Source organism: Aestuariispira ectoiniformans (assembly GCF_025136295.1).
Lineage (GTDB): Bacteria > Pseudomonadota > Alphaproteobacteria > UBA8366 > Aestuariispiraceae > Aestuariispira_A > Aestuariispira_A ectoiniformans.
In genome coordinates this window covers 3,850,353-3,863,531 of the sequence record NZ_CP062788.1, presented here as the reverse complement: position 1 = coordinate 3,863,531, position 13,179 = coordinate 3,850,353, and the positions used below count along the sequence as shown (strand labels likewise).

Annotated in this window: 13 protein-coding genes and 1 tRNA gene; 9 read left to right on the top strand and 5 right to left on the bottom strand. The window is 59.0% G+C overall.

Translation table 11 applies throughout. The annotated features are described in order from the left end of the window. The first annotated feature begins 17 nt into the window (after positions 1-17). From mreC to IF205_RS18140, 5 genes are all read left to right on the top strand, one after another. Complete coding sequence (gene mreC, locus IF205_RS18160) at positions 18-920, top strand: rod shape-determining protein MreC (protein WP_259780764.1); 903 nt, start codon at positions 18-20, stop codon at positions 918-920. Further along, a complete protein-coding gene (gene mreD, locus IF205_RS18155) occupies positions 920-1,435 on the top strand; it encodes a rod shape-determining protein MreD (RefSeq protein WP_259780763.1) in 516 nt (171 codons plus the stop codon). The genes mreC and mreD overlap by 1 nt, the downstream gene beginning before the upstream one ends. Before the next feature lie 39 nt (positions 1,436-1,474). Further along, the gene (mrdA, locus tag IF205_RS18150) at positions 1,475-3,355 is read left to right on the top strand and encodes a penicillin-binding protein 2 (RefSeq protein ID WP_259780762.1); all 1,881 of its coding nucleotides are present in this window, start codon (positions 1,475-1,477) and stop codon (positions 3,353-3,355) included. Continuing rightward, on the top strand, positions 3,355-4,506 hold the full coding sequence (gene rodA, locus IF205_RS18145) for a rod shape-determining protein RodA (protein ID WP_259780761.1): 1,152 nt from the start codon (positions 3,355-3,357) through the stop codon (positions 4,504-4,506). The genes mrdA and rodA overlap by 1 nt, the downstream gene beginning before the upstream one ends. Before the next feature lie 131 nt (positions 4,507-4,637). Beyond that, positions 4,638-4,713: transfer RNA gene (locus IF205_RS18140), tRNA-Lys, on the top strand. A gap of 40 nt (positions 4,714-4,753) precedes the next feature. On the opposite strand, the gene IF205_RS18135 is transcribed toward IF205_RS18140, so the two are convergent. Beyond that, entirely contained in the window at positions 4,754-5,248 is a 495-nt protein-coding gene (locus IF205_RS18135) for a DUF2165 family protein (protein WP_259780760.1), read from the bottom strand. Between the two features lie 197 nt (positions 5,249-5,445). Between IF205_RS18135 and IF205_RS18130 the strand changes: the two genes are divergently transcribed. Further along, positions 5,446-6,330, top strand: a complete 885-nt coding sequence (locus tag IF205_RS18130; RefSeq protein WP_259780759.1) for a lysozyme inhibitor LprI family protein — start codon at positions 5,446-5,448, stop codon at positions 6,328-6,330. A gap of 23 nt (positions 6,331-6,353) precedes the next feature. Here IF205_RS18130 and IF205_RS18125 read toward each other — a convergent pair whose 3' ends face one another. Next, entirely contained in the window at positions 6,354-7,610 is a 1,257-nt protein-coding gene (locus tag IF205_RS18125; protein ID WP_259780758.1) for a M24 family metallopeptidase, read from the bottom strand. A gap of 159 nt (positions 7,611-7,769) precedes the next feature. On the opposite strand from IF205_RS18125, the gene IF205_RS18120 reads away from it, so the two are divergent. After that, the gene (locus tag IF205_RS18120) at positions 7,770-8,702 is read left to right on the top strand and encodes a LysR substrate-binding domain-containing protein (protein WP_259780757.1); all 933 of its coding nucleotides are present in this window, start codon (positions 7,770-7,772) and stop codon (positions 8,700-8,702) included. Here the strand turns inward: IF205_RS18120 and IF205_RS18115 are convergent. After that, positions 8,699-9,535 carry a S1 family peptidase gene (locus IF205_RS18115; RefSeq protein WP_259780756.1) on the bottom strand — a complete coding sequence of 279 codons (837 nt, stop codon included), beginning with the start codon at positions 9,533-9,535 and terminating at the stop codon, positions 8,699-8,701. The genes IF205_RS18120 and IF205_RS18115 overlap by 4 nt on opposite strands. Before the next feature lie 125 nt (positions 9,536-9,660). Between IF205_RS18115 and IF205_RS18110 the strand changes: the two genes are divergently transcribed. Beyond that, a complete protein-coding gene (locus tag IF205_RS18110; protein ID WP_259780755.1) occupies positions 9,661-10,110 on the top strand; it encodes a YtoQ family protein in 450 nt (149 codons plus the stop codon). Between the two features lie 149 nt (positions 10,111-10,259). Continuing rightward, complete coding sequence (locus IF205_RS18105; RefSeq protein ID WP_259780754.1) at positions 10,260-11,291, top strand: aq_1923 C-terminal domain; 1,032 nt, start codon at positions 10,260-10,262, stop codon at positions 11,289-11,291. A 54-nt stretch (positions 11,292-11,345) separates the two neighbouring features. Here the strand turns inward: IF205_RS18105 and IF205_RS18100 are convergent, their stop codons facing one another. Beyond that, on the bottom strand, positions 11,346-11,987 hold the full coding sequence (locus tag IF205_RS18100) for a LysE family translocator (RefSeq protein ID WP_259780753.1): 642 nt from the start codon (positions 11,985-11,987) through the stop codon (positions 11,346-11,348). A gap of 74 nt (positions 11,988-12,061) precedes the next feature. Then, on the bottom strand, positions 12,062-13,135 hold the full coding sequence (locus IF205_RS18095) for a GNAT family N-acetyltransferase (protein WP_259780752.1): 1,074 nt from the start codon (positions 13,133-13,135) through the stop codon (positions 12,062-12,064). Between the last annotated feature and the right edge of the window lie 44 nt (positions 13,136-13,179).

The following is a 13,179-nucleotide window of genomic DNA, read 5'->3' as shown; positions in this document are numbered from 1 at the left end:
ACTGGGAGAGGCTTGTAGTGAATCAGCGTTCGGGCGCGATTTCCCGCATCGCCACGTTGCGCACCTTAGTGCAACGGTTCGCTTTTCTTCTGCTCCTGGCCAGCGCCGTGGCGATCATGATCGTCGGCCGTGCGGATCCCAGGGTGTTTGAACGCGCCCGCACCATTGTCACCGACATTATTTCCCCCATGCTGGATGTTCTGTCCCGGCCGACCGCGACGGTCGACCGTTGGATCGGGGATACGCAGACGATGGTGAACCTCTATGAGGAAAACCAACGCCTGCGCGAGGAAAACCTGCGCCTGCTGCAATGGCGCTCGGTCGCGCAACAGCTCAACGTTGAAAATACGCGCCTGCGTAATCTGATGGCTTTAAAGCGGGATGACGCCCGGCGTTATATTACCGGCCGGGTGATCGGTGTCGGAGGCAGTTTCGTCCGTTCCGTGACCCTGAACATCGGGAAAAATGACGGCGTGCGCAAAGGTTTTGCGGCTGTGGTCGGCGAGGGGGTCGTTGGCCGTGTCGCCGAAGTCGGGCACCGCAGTTCCCGTGTTCTGCTGCTGACGGACCTGAACAGCCGTCTTCCGATTGTGATTGAATCCACGCGTGTGCGCGCCGTGCTTGCCGGTGACAACAGTACCGAACCCCATCTGATCTACCTGCCGGCGGATGCCGCCCTTGAAGTGGGCCAAAGGGTCGTGACCTCCGGTCATGGCGGAGCCTTCCCGCCGGGATTGCCGGTTGGTGTCGTTTCGTCTGTTGGCGAGGAAGGCGTACGCATACGGCTTTATGCGGAGATGGACCGCCGCGAATATATCCGTCTGATGGACTTCGGGTTAAGCGGCATCATCAATGCTCAGGATGACATGAAAGAGGACGCGGCGGTGACAACCGCCACGCCGCAATCCGGGCAACAGTAATGAAGCTGGACTTTTGGTCCCGGGTAGACCTTTTTGCACGAAGCCTGACCCCTGTTCTGTTGACCCTGGTCTTTATCATGGTGCAGCAGGTCTCCCTGCATATCCCGAATTTCGCCCAGGTGTCGCCCTTGCTGGCGCTGATCTCCATTTATTACTGGGCGATATACCGGCCCGACCTTATGCCCATGCTGGCGGTATTCCTGTTGGGGCTGGCCGATGATCTGATGAGTGGCAGTGTGCTGGGCGTCAGTTCCTTCATCTATCTGATCTGCTATGCCCTGGTCGGGGCGCAGCGGCGCTTCTTCTATGTGAAGGGTTTTGGCATCGTCTGGTGGGGTTTCATGCTGGTCGCCGCCCTGATGATCGCACTGAAGTGGGTGGTGGTCTGTCTGTTGGACCAGAACCTCTATTCCTTCCTGCCGTCGGTCTTCTCCTATTTGATGAGTTTGGCCTTTTTCCCCATCATGGCTGTGATATTGTGGGCGGCACATAAGACCGTGCCGCAGCAGGGGTAGAACCTTGACTTTCACGCGCCGCACCACAGGTAACAAGCCATGAAACCCGAACAAGACCGCAGTCGCCAGTTTAGCCGCCGCGCGGCCATTCTGCTGGGGGGGAAGGTGACCCTGCTCGGCGGGCTGGCAACGCGTATGTATTACCTGCAGGTGCTGGAATCCGAACGCTATGCGGTGATGGCGGAAGATAATCGCGTCAACCTGCGCCTGTTGCCGCCGCCGCGCGGTTTCATTGTCGACCGCAATGGCGATTATCTCGCCATCAATATCCAGAATTACCGGCTGATCCTGGTGCCGGAACAGGCGAAAAGCGCCGGTTCCGTGGCAGACGTCTTGTCGCGGCTCGCCCGCCTGATCGACCTGGACGATCATGAAATCCGCAAGGTCCTGAAAGAGACGGAACGCAAGCGCGCCTTCGTGCCGGTGACCGTGCGGGACAATCTGTCCTGGGAGGAGGTCAGCCGTCTGGGGGTGAACACGCCCGATCTTCCCGGTGTAACCATCGAGGTGGGTCAGACCCGGCACTATCCCTATGGCCGGACTATGGCGCATGTGCTGGGCTATGTATCGGCGGTGACCGAGAAAGAATTGACGGGCGACCCGCTATTGGAACTGCCGGGGTTCCGGATCGGCAAGCGCGGCATTGAAAAGCAATATGACCTGGCCCTGCGCGGCAAGGGCGGCAACAGCAAGGTCGAGGTCAACGCCCTGGGCCGCGTGATCCGCGAACTGGAGCGGATCGAAGGTCAGCCCGGCCATGAATTGCGGCTGACGCTGGATATGCGGCTGCAGGACTATATCGGCAATCGTATTGCAGACGAGCGCGCGGCCTCTGTCGTGGTGATGGATGTTCACACTGGTGACGTTCTGGCGCTGGTTTCCATTCCGTCCTTCGACCCCAATGCCTTCAGTGAGGGGTTGACCAGCAAGGAATGGCAGGACCTGGTCAACAACCCCTACAAGCCGCTGGCGAACAAGGCGATCGCGGGGCAATATGCGCCGGGTTCCACATTCAAGGTTGCGGTTGCCTATGCGGCGCTGGCCAACGGCATTTCACCCGACCACAGGGTGTTCTGTCCTGGTCATATGGATCTGGGCAATCACCGGTTCCACTGCTGGAAGCGCTGGGGACACGGCTGGATGGATCTGGTCGGTGCAATGCGTGAAAGCTGTGACGTCTGGTTTTATGAGGTAGCCCATAAGATCGGCATCGACAAGATTGCCGAAATGTCGCACAAGCTGGGCCTCGGACAGCCGACTGGCATTGACCTGCAGGGTGAGCGCAAGGGCCTGATCCCCGATAAGGCCTGGAAGATGCGCGCCATTGGTGAGCGCTGGCAGGGCGGTGAGACGCTGATTGCCGGGATCGGTCAGGGATATGTCCTGACCACGCCGGTGCAGCTTGCCGTTATGGCGGCCCGATCGGTCAATGGCGGCAAGGCCGTCGTGCCGCGGCTGACGCGGCAGGTGTTTGAAGGCGATGAATTTCTGGGGGTTCAGCCCCATCCCGAATATGAAGATCTGGGCATTCCAGAGGCCCATCAGAAGGTTGTGCGGGCGGCCATGGATGAGGTGGTCAATTCCCGGAAGGGGACGGCCCGCGCCAGTTCCATTGATACACCCGGCTGGGAAATGGGCGGCAAGACCGGCACTAGTCAGGTCCGCCGGATCAGCATGGCCGAACGCCAGGCGGGCATCCGCAAGGGCGAGGATATTGCCTGGCGCCTGCGTGACCATGCCGTCTTTGTGGGCTTTGCCCCTGTGGACGAGCCTAAATATGCGGTGTCGGTTGTGGTGGAACATGGCGGCGGCGGCTCTCATACCGCAGCCCCGATTGCCAAGGATGTTCTGACGGAGGTCCAACGCCTGATGTCGGAAAGCGTGCAGGCGCCGATTGATCCGGAACAGGAGGCAGGCTGATGGGATTGCTGAGCGATAGCGGCCAGCAGAATATGACCCTGGGCCAGAAATTCTGGCAATTGAACTGGGGCCTGATCCTGCTGATCACGCTGGTGTCCTGCATCGGATTTGCCATGCTCTATTCCGCGGCAAACGGCAGTTGGGACCCCTGGGCCAAACGCCAGGCCATGGTTTTCGGGCTGGGGCTGGTCTTCATGATCGCAGTCGCCCTGATTGACATTAAATTTTGGCTGCGTTCGGCCTATTTCTGGTATTTCGTGGCGCTGGTCCTTTTGGTGGTGGTCGAGGTGGCAGGCCACATTGGCATGGGCGCGCAACGCTGGATCGACCTGAAGGTTTTCAAGCTGCAGCCGTCCGAAGTGATGAAGGTGGCAATGGTTCTGGCGCTGGCCCGCTATTTCCATGGGGTGTCCATGGATGATATCGGCAGGCCCAGTTATCTGATTATCCCCATTGTGATGGTGGTGGTGCCGGTGCTGCTGATCCTGCGTCAGCCGGATTTGGGGACCTCACTGATGCTGGTGATCGGCTCCGGTGTGATCTTCTTCCTGGCGGGTGTGCGATTGTGGAAGTTCGCACTGGTGGGGCTGGCGGGGCTGGGCTCGCTGCCCGTTGTCTGGAGTTTCATGCATGGGTATCAGAAACAGCGCGTGCTGACCTTCCTGAACCCGGAAAGTGACCCATTGGGGTCCGGCTATCACATCATGCAGTCCAAGATCGCCATGGGCGCGGGCGGCATGTTCGGCCAGGGCTTCATCCAGGGCACGCAGAGCCACCTGAACTTCCTGCCGGAAAAACAGACCGACTTTATCTTCACCATGCTGACAGAGGAATTCGGCTTTGTCGGCGGGGTGACGCTGATCACGCTCTACGGGCTGCTGTTCATCTACGGGCTGGCGATTTCCCTGCAATGCCGCAGTCAGTTCGGCCGGCTGGTGGGCATGGGGGTTACGACGACCTTCGCGCTCTATGTCTTTGTGAATATCGCGATGGTGACGGGGGTGATCCCCGTGGTCGGTGCGCCGCTGCCGCTGGTTTCCTATGGCGGGACGGCGATGATCGTGGTGCTGGGCGGCTTTGGCCTGTTGATGAATGTCTTCGTCCACAGGGACGTGCGCATCCCCAGGCGCTGGTCCGACCCGTTGAGCTGAGCACGGCAAAATACGGGCAATACCATAAAGCGACTTCCGGTATGGTCATTTTTCTGTAAAATGGCGCTCGACAAGCAGGCCTCCGCTTGCTAAATAGTCGCTCCGCTCAAAAGGCGGTAACCGCAAATTGCGGGCCATTAGCTCAGGTGGTAGAGCAGCTGACTCTTAATCAGCGGGTCGTAGGTTCGAGTCCTACATGGCCCACCAAAGAACCCCGAGGACATTGTCCACGGGGTTTTCTTCTGTCTTACGCGTTCTGCTCCCTCTCCGGCAGCAACAACACCACCAGTACGATCCCGATGCAGGTGATGAAGCGGAAGGCGGATTGCTGGCCGTTCCAGATTTCCGACTGCCACATCTGGAACCATTCCGCGCCGATGGTCATGAAGCCGACGAACCACAGGCCGAAGCCGATGGTCAGTCCGGCGGCGGCAAAGGGTTTGGCGCGCTGGAAGGTATCGGGCGCGCCGGATGTGCGGATCAGGCGCAGCCCGCCGACCAGACAGAGCAGGCCGGTAACAAGCTCACCCGCGATGATCAGCCAATAGGCCGCGTGATGCAGTGCCGCTGTGCTGATCGCCCGGTCCATCAACCTATTGTTGGGGAAGGTGGTGTCCATGCTCAACACATGGCGCACGAATTCGAAATTCGAGCCATAGTCCGCGATATTGTTATAGCCGACCAGTGTTGCGAATATGCCGATCATCAGCACCAGCAACGCCTTGCAGATCCGGATTGTCATGGTTGTCGTCCCTTTCCCCTGTTTGTGTAGGGCAGTCTAGGGCCTTCAACTTATAAGGGCGACCGTTTTTTCAGTTTCCATCCGGCGGCAGAGAGCCAAGAGGCTGCCATGACATTACCTTAATTTCGGCATTGGTGCCGATCCGATCCTCCTGTGTAATGATGGTCTTGGTGGAGCATCATGTCGGTGAGTGAATCATGAAGCCTGTGTTACGGATTCTGGCGGTCTTTCTTGTGTTGCTATCGGCCAGGGCGGCGCTGGCAGAGGCCGACGGGCCGGACTATTTCCGCCTGCGCGTCGATGGCACGGTGGGCCTCTATGAGGATTTGACGCCGGATGCAAAGCGGCTGGGCACCTTGCCGGTGGCGGCAGAGGGGCTGCGCAATCTGGGATGCAAAGGCCTGCCCACCTATGCCCAATGGAGCGCCATGAGCGCGGAGGCGCGACAGGCCGCGGCAGAGAATGCCTGGTGCAGGGTCGACTTTCTGGGGCAGGGCGGCTGGGTCCGCCATGCCTATCTGGGGGAGGGCGCACCGCCCCAAAGCCCGGGTTTTGACTGTGCCGAGGCATCGGGGCAGGTCGAAACGATGATCTGCGAGGACCCCGCGCTGATACTGCTGGATCGCCAGATGAATGCGGCCTTTAAACTGGCGGTCGAAGCTGCATCCAGCCTGGACGAGCGCCCGGCCGATGCCGTTTCCCTGCTGCGGGCGCGTCAGCGGGGATGGATCAAAGGGCGCAATGACTGCTGGAAAAGCCAGGATGTTGCATCCTGCGTCAAGGACGGGACGGAGCGCCGGTTGAGCATCTTGCATGTGGAATGGAACCTTGTGCCGCCCGCGAAGCAACGCTCCTATCGCTGTGGTGAGAATGCCGCAATTGTGCTGTCCTATTATGACTTGCTGCCACGCAATGCGATTGCCGTGGAATATGGTGACCGCTGGGCGGTTTTTGTTGCCGGGGACAGCCGGAACAAGGGCCGTTTCGAAGGTTCCTTTGGCCGTTGGGTGGAATTGGACGGCAGCCAGGCTCTACTGAAGCTGGACCAGAAAAAGCCCACCTGGCAATGCGAGGGGATTTAGGCCCGCCCCGGTTGCCAGGGGCGCTATTTCAGAAGGTCGTCTTCAAAGGGGAAGCGGCTTAACAACTCGATCCCGCTGCCGGTGACAAGGATCTGCTGTTCCAGTTTCACACCTTCCGGGCCGCCCGCCTCGCCGATATAGCTTTCCACGCAGAGCGTCATGCCGGGCAGGATTTCCCCGTCATAGCCCGCATCCGGGAAATCCGCATGGTGATAAAGATAGGGATATTCGCCGGTCATCCCGACCCCATGGGAGGACAGGTAATAGCGGTTGGCGTGGTATTTATCGGGGATATTCCAGGCCCGGTCGGAATAGTCGCGAAAGCTCATGCCCGGTTTGATGATCCCCATATTGTGATGCACCTGCTCGTAGGCTGTCTGGTACAGGGCGCGCTGATTGGCGGTGGGCTTGGCCGGGCCTGCGTGGAAGGTGCGGGAGAAGTCCGAATAATAGCCGAAACAGCCGACGACGTCGGTATCCAGGGCCACAAGTTCGTTTTCCCCGATGATCCTGCTGCTGCATTCCTGGAACCAGGGATTGCTGCGCTGGCCGGAGCTGAGGAGGCGGGTCTCGCAATAGTCCCCGTCCTGGGCGATGACCGACTGGTGCAGGACTGACCAAAGTTCGTTTTCGGAAATGCCGGGGCGGATCGCGTCACGCAGTTTTCCAACGCCCCGTTCCGTTGCCCGCAGGGAGGCGATGACACATTTCAGCTCTTCCGGCGATTTGATGCATCGCGCCATCTCGATCGGTTCCTGTGCGTCCACCACCCGCACACCAAACTGGCTGAGGGCAATCGCACTGCCTGCGTTCATGCGTTCCATGCCGATCACGGCACCCGGGCCGACCAGTTCGGTCACGAGGTCCAGCATATTTTCCGCCCAGACCTTCTCGCGCCGGGCGATATCCGGCCCCGCGGCGACAAAGCTTGCGGTGGTGGCGGGACGGACCTCGTCGATAGTCTCCAGTCCATCCGCCAGATGTTCACAGCCGGTAAACTCGAACAACACGGTTCGGCCAGCCGTCACCAGCAGGTAACGTGAGGGCGTATTGCGGGCGCAGAAGACCTGCATGTTTCGCGCACCGCAGGAATATCGGATATTCACCGGGTCGGAGATGATTAATGCGCCGATCCCGCGTTTTTCCATTTCGGCCCGCACCCGGCCTAGCCGATAGCCGCGTACGGCGACCATGTCGATATCCGTCGACTGTGGTTCCAGGTCTATGAGAGCAAGGCCCTCGTGATCTCCGCGATCCGCATGCCAGTCCAATTCGGTCATTGCTGTCCTTCCAATCCCGATCCGCGTTTGTGCTTTTTGATAACTATTGTTTATTTTGATTGTGTTGTTATCGTCGCTGTTAAATTCGACATCGAACCAGATTATGAAGCGTAGATGAGGGATTTCAATGTTATGAAATCTCGGGGTTACTAATAACTAATGGTTATGAAGAGCTTTCGTCATCGTCTGCCACCCTTGAACAGCCTGCTGGTTTTTGAGGCTGCGGCACGTAGCGGCAATTTCACCCGGGCCGCTGCGGAACTGCATATGTCCCAGGCCGCTGTCAGCAAGCAGATCAAGGGATTGGAAGCTCACCTGGGCACCGCCTTGTTCGAGCGTCAGGGGCGGCGGGTGGCGCTGACCGCGGGGGGGCGGCAATTGCAGGAAAAGGTAAATGCGTCGCTCAATTATCTGGCGGATGCGGTTGAGGAACTGACGGCGGGAAAACGGTCGCAGACGACGGTGACGCTGGCCGCCAATACCGCCGTTTCCTATTTCTGGCTGAACCGGGCGCTGGCGGCCTATCACCGGACCCACCCCGACCACAGCCTGAATTTCCGGGTGCTGACCTCCGATCATACGCCGGACCTGTTCGCGGAGGATGTGGATATCGCCATGGCCTATGACCCTGGACAGCGGCTGGGCTGGTCATTGTCGCCGTTGTTCGGGGAGGAATTGATCCCGGTGGCCTCCACGGATTATTTGCGCAGTCATCCGGTTGAGGGGAAAGAACCGTCGACTTTGTTTTCCCATCGCCTGCTGGATTTCGAGCGGATCGAGCCAAACTGGATCAACTGGAAAGTATGGTTCGAGGCGCTCGGCCTGGACGGGCGGCAGGTCGAAATCGACAAGCGCTACAACAATTATGTGATGCTGCTGGAGGCGGCGGAACGGGGTGAGGGGATCACACTTGCCACGCGCTATCTGCTGGACGCGAGAATGGCGGAAAGCAATCTGGTCCAGGCGATGGATGTGACAGTCCGTTCGGGCCGGTCCTATTGTTTAGCGTTGAACGAGAAAAGTGCTGCCCGTCAGGCCTGCCAGGACCTGTTCCTGTGGTTGTTGCAATGGCAGGCAGGGGACCGGTCCTAGTTCCAGCAGCCAATTCTGACAACGATCTTGTTGTCGTCGCCTGGCACCTGGGCGCTGCCGCTTGCGGTCTGTGGCGTGACGCCGTTGCGTGAGAGAAACTCGAAAGCCGCCCCGCCGCTGACCGCATAGCTGATGTCTTCGATCAGAAGGCCGGTCTTCTTGTAGAGGGCAACGGTATTGATCTTGGCAACAGCAACCCCGACGATCCGGCCATCCATGTCCATGATCGGGCCGCCGCTGTTGCCGGGGAATAGTTCTCCGCGCATGACCATACGGCTGATGACGGGCTTTTCCTCCAGCAGGCGAAGGTCCGTCTCCTGAGGGTGGACGGGAGTGAGCGTCAGTGTGGGATAGCCATGGGTCCTGAGGCGTGCGTTTCGCCGCAGCCTGTTGTCCGGCAGGCGGAAGCGTGCGACGACAGGCGGCGTTGCACTGCTGCGCAGGACGGCCAGGTCCAGAGGTTCGTTCTCCTTGATGACTTCCGCAAGTACCGTCTGGCCGTTCACATCCTGCGCCGTGATCATCGGGCAGCCTTCAATCACATGCTGGTTAGTGAGGATATGCCCGGCCTTGCTGACAAAGAAACCCGTCCCGACGGCCTTTTCAAAATGGCCTTTGGTCAGTTCAGCCAGGCTATCCCGGCCTTTGCCATCCAGAACAACCGAGCCCTCTTTGTCGCGTTTGATGATGCCCTTCTTGAAGCTGGGCGCGCCGGGAAGGCTTTGCGCCGGGGCAGGCTGGGACAGGCATAGCATGACGGAAATCAGAACAAGCCAGCCTATGGCCGCCAACGATTGCGGCAGGCTCTGTCTATGGGCAATGGCGTGTTGCATGGGAATATTGTCACCGTGGGTGGGGGCTGCTGTCAATTATGCTTTGTAACGGGGGTGCTTGCCTGTGCCGCCCGCTTTCGCTTTATTGAGGCGGGACAACAGGAGACAAAGGGAGTAGAGCCGCCATGACCCATGGAAAGCTGAAAGTTTATCTGTCCGGTGAAATCCATACCGACTGGCGTGAGCGCATCGAGAAAGGGGCGGAGGCAAAAGGCCTGAACGTCAAATTCTCCAGTGCCGTCACCGACCACGACGCCAGTGACATGTGCGGCGTGCGTATCCTGGGTGAGGAGGACAAGTCCTTCTGGCAGGACCGCAAGGCCTCCGGCATCAATGCGATCCGTACCTCGCTCGGCCTGAAAAACGCCGATGTGGTGGTGGTGCGTTTCGGCCCCAAATACAAACAGTGGAATGCTGCTTTTGATGCAGGCTATGCCGCCGCACTTGGCAAGGCGCTGATCATCCTGCACGACGAAGAACATGACCATGCCCTGAAAGAGGTGGATGCCGCGGCCAATGCGACGGCGCGCACGCCGGAACAGGTGGTGGAAATCCTGGACTATATCCTGTCGTAATTGCACGGGCCTCCGCTGGCAGGCTGCAGGCGGAGGCTTCGCGATCTCCGGAATGGAGAATTCGGAAAAGGTTCACTTGATATCCGCAAGTGAACCCGATTGAGTGAGGCGCTTTTTGTGTGCCGATTTGTTAAAGGGGAAGGTCCTGTATGAAAAAGCTGATTGTATCCGGCGCTGCCATCGTGGCTGTGGTGGCGGTGGCCGCCGGTGGCGGCTGGATTTATTCGCAAAACGAAGCAAAAGCCCGGTTTGATGCTGTCTTGCAGAAATTCGGCTATGCTGACGCCATGGAATATGGCGATCTCAGCTATAATCCGCTGGCCGGCAGGTTGGTTGTTAAAAATATCCGTCTGAACGGTGATGTCCTGGGCAAGCTGCAGGCCCTGAACCCGAGGGCGGAACAGCTTGTCGTTGACGACTATTCGGCCGGTGATAATGGCCTGATTGAAAGCCTGCACTGGAAGATGTCCGGCATCACCATCAATGTTGCCGATGCCGTGGAGCTACTTGCCGGACAGGAGCAGACCCTGGAAGAACGCCATTTGTCCCAGGCGCTTCAGAATGTTGCGGCTTTCGGCTATCCGATCATATCGGCCGACATTGACGCCAGCGGCGTCTATAATGCGGAAACCGGTGAGGCGAGCGAAAATGTGACCATCACCGTTGATGATGCTGCCACCGTTGAATACGGCTTTGAACTTGGTGATCTGACACGCGAAACCGCGCTGAAATTGCAGGCGCTCAGCGAGGAGTTCGGGGGCAGGCGCATGGTTGGCAGAAGTGAGGAGTTCATGGAAGCCTATCTGGACACCCTGGGGAATACGCGTTTGGTATCGGCCAAGGTGAAAGTCGTCGAAGGCGGCCTGGCCGAACGGCTTTGGACGAAGTTTGACGAGATGACAGGCCGTGAGCCCGGCGCCCCGCGTGATGACGCCCTGTTCCGCCCGATGACCCTGACCCGTGAGCAGGTGCTGCGGCAGGTGAAGGACCCGGTCCATGCAGACCGTATCGTGGCCGGGAACAAGGAACTGATCGACTTCCTCAAGGAGCCGGATGAATTGACGCTGACCGTTAAGGCGGGTGACGACTTTAGAATCCAGGCCTTTGTTGAAGCAATCCGGGATCGTTCACCGGAACTGGCGAAAATGCTGAAGACGCTGGACTATGAACTGAAGTCCTAGTTTGGCTTGTGCCGTGAAAGAAAAAGCCCCGCCAAACCGGTGGGGCTTTTTTTGTTAGCTGCGGACCGCTATTGCCGCGCCTGCGCCCATCAGCACCGCACCGGCGCCGATATTGAGCCGCCGCATGGCCCGGGGGCTCTTCAGGAATTTCCCCATCCGGGCGGACCCCAATGCCCAGATCAGATTGCCGGAGAAAAAGAGAAAGGCAATCCAGCCGCTGGCGAAGGCGGCTTCATAAAGGTTCAGGGCATGCAGATCGACGAAAGTCGGCAGGAAGCTGACATAAAACAGGATCAGTTTCGGGTTGCCGAGGGTGACGAGCAGGCCGCTGAGCCAGCCTGCCGCCAGGGATTCTTTCCTGGCAGCCGCCGGAATAGTTGCGTTGTCGTCACTGTCCTGTGTGGCGATGGATATCCGCTCGCGGATCATCTTGATGCCCAGGTAGACCAGATAGGCCGCGCCGACATATTTGATGACCAGGAAAACAGGGGCGAATTGGGCGGCGACATAGGCAAGGCCTGCCATGGCGAGACCCGCATAAAACAGGTCCGCTGCCATGACCCCGAAAAGGAAGGCGATGGAAGCCCGGAAACCGCCGGTTACCGACCGGGCGATGGTTGCCAGCACGACCGGTCCGGGGGTTGCCACCAGAACCAGCGTGGCAATCGACATCGCAAAAAAGCTTTCCCAGGTCATTTCCTGTATTCCCGTCGAACAAGATTGGTAAAGCGTAGTAAACGCATGAAACCGTGAGGGCCGCAATAGAAATATCAGGCGTTGGGTTTCAGCAGTTTTTTGAGCCGCGCCTTGCCCATATGCAGGGCTGCGGCTGTCAGGCCGATGGGCGTCCGGTTGAAGGCGATCAGTCCCCGGCGGTGGCGAAGATGGCTCAACCAATCTTTTTTGTATGTGTCGGGGCCGCGACCGAAATCAACTTCGACGACCTGGTCCTGTTCCAGAACGTAACGCATCATGGCTGCGGTGAGCACCGTGCCGGGGGAGAGTTTTTTGGCATCGTCGTCATAGGCCAGTTTGAATATGGTGGCGCGTCCGGCGGATACCAGCCACAGGTCCGCCGCAAGGGGCTTGTCGTCCAGATAGAGGACGCCCATGCGCAGGCATCCGGCAATTGCCGAGCGGCGCACCAGGGCAGGGGTGAATTCCGGATAGGGCTCTGCCTCTTTCCAGCTTTGCGCATAGACCGTTTCGTAGTCGTCCAGAAGGCGTTCCAGGTCCTTGCAATCGGGGAAGATGTCGATGCGCAAATTGCCCTGACGCTCCAGCGCGCGGGACTTGCGGGTGTAGGTGTTGCGCAACCGCCCCGGTCGGCGGGCCCAATATTGGTGAAAGTCCGGCTGCTTGATCGGCTCATACCAGTTCTCGAAACCTTTATAGTCGAGCACCAGAAAGCCTGCGGCCTTCAACGCGGCGACCGTCACGCCATAGGCCGGATCGTCTTCCACCAATGCCTCGAAACCGATGAGGTCGAAACTGCCGCAATAACGTTTCAGGGACGCCAGCAGGGGCGCGGTTACCGTGCTGTTGCGTGGCAACAGCGGGCGGAATTCCGTCGTGTAGGGGCTGGACAGGGCATGCAATTCGCGCGCTCCCTTGAAAAACCGCGGGCGCGCCGGGCGGCACAGGGGCAGATAGGCGCGTGGAACACGGTCGTCATCAACGGTGCACAGGTGAAAGATCTGGTCGTCCGGCATGGTACAGGTCTGTTCCAGTGTCTGGAACCAGAAGGGTGATTGCTGAATACCCCGTGGACGTGCCAGTTCCTCCAGCCGGACCATCAGGTCGGACGAAATATTCCTGGCGCTTTCAAAACACAAAACTTTCATTGATGACCCAAGCCGCCCCGGAGGAAATAAATTGCGGTCCGCAC

Coding starts and splice junctions, on each gene's coding strand:
- mreD (WP_259780763.1), top strand. CDS start 920: ATGAAGCTGGACTTTTGGTCCCGGGTAGACCTTTTTGCACGAAGCCTG.
- mrdA (WP_259780762.1), top strand. CDS start 1,475: ATGAAACCCGAACAAGACCGCAGTCGCCAGTTTAGCCGCCGCGCGGCC.
- rodA (WP_259780761.1), top strand. CDS start 3,355: ATGGGATTGCTGAGCGATAGCGGCCAGCAGAATATGACCCTGGGCCAG.
- IF205_RS18135 (WP_259780760.1), bottom strand. CDS start 5,248: ATGACAATCCGGATCTGCAAGGCGTTGCTGGTGCTGATGATCGGCATA.
- IF205_RS18130 (WP_259780759.1), top strand. CDS start 5,446: ATGAAGCCTGTGTTACGGATTCTGGCGGTCTTTCTTGTGTTGCTATCG.
- IF205_RS18125 (WP_259780758.1), bottom strand. CDS start 7,610: ATGACCGAATTGGACTGGCATGCGGATCGCGGAGATCACGAGGGCCTT.
- IF205_RS18120 (WP_259780757.1), top strand. CDS start 7,770: ATGGTTATGAAGAGCTTTCGTCATCGTCTGCCACCCTTGAACAGCCTG.
- IF205_RS18115 (WP_259780756.1), bottom strand. CDS start 9,535: ATGCAACACGCCATTGCCCATAGACAGAGCCTGCCGCAATCGTTGGCG.
- IF205_RS18110 (WP_259780755.1), top strand. CDS start 9,661: ATGACCCATGGAAAGCTGAAAGTTTATCTGTCCGGTGAAATCCATACC.
- IF205_RS18105 (WP_259780754.1), top strand. CDS start 10,260: ATGAAAAAGCTGATTGTATCCGGCGCTGCCATCGTGGCTGTGGTGGCG.
- IF205_RS18100 (WP_259780753.1), bottom strand. CDS start 11,987: ATGACCTGGGAAAGCTTTTTTGCGATGTCGATTGCCACGCTGGTTCTG.
- IF205_RS18095 (WP_259780752.1), bottom strand. CDS start 13,135: ATGAAAGTTTTGTGTTTTGAAAGCGCCAGGAATATTTCGTCCGACCTG.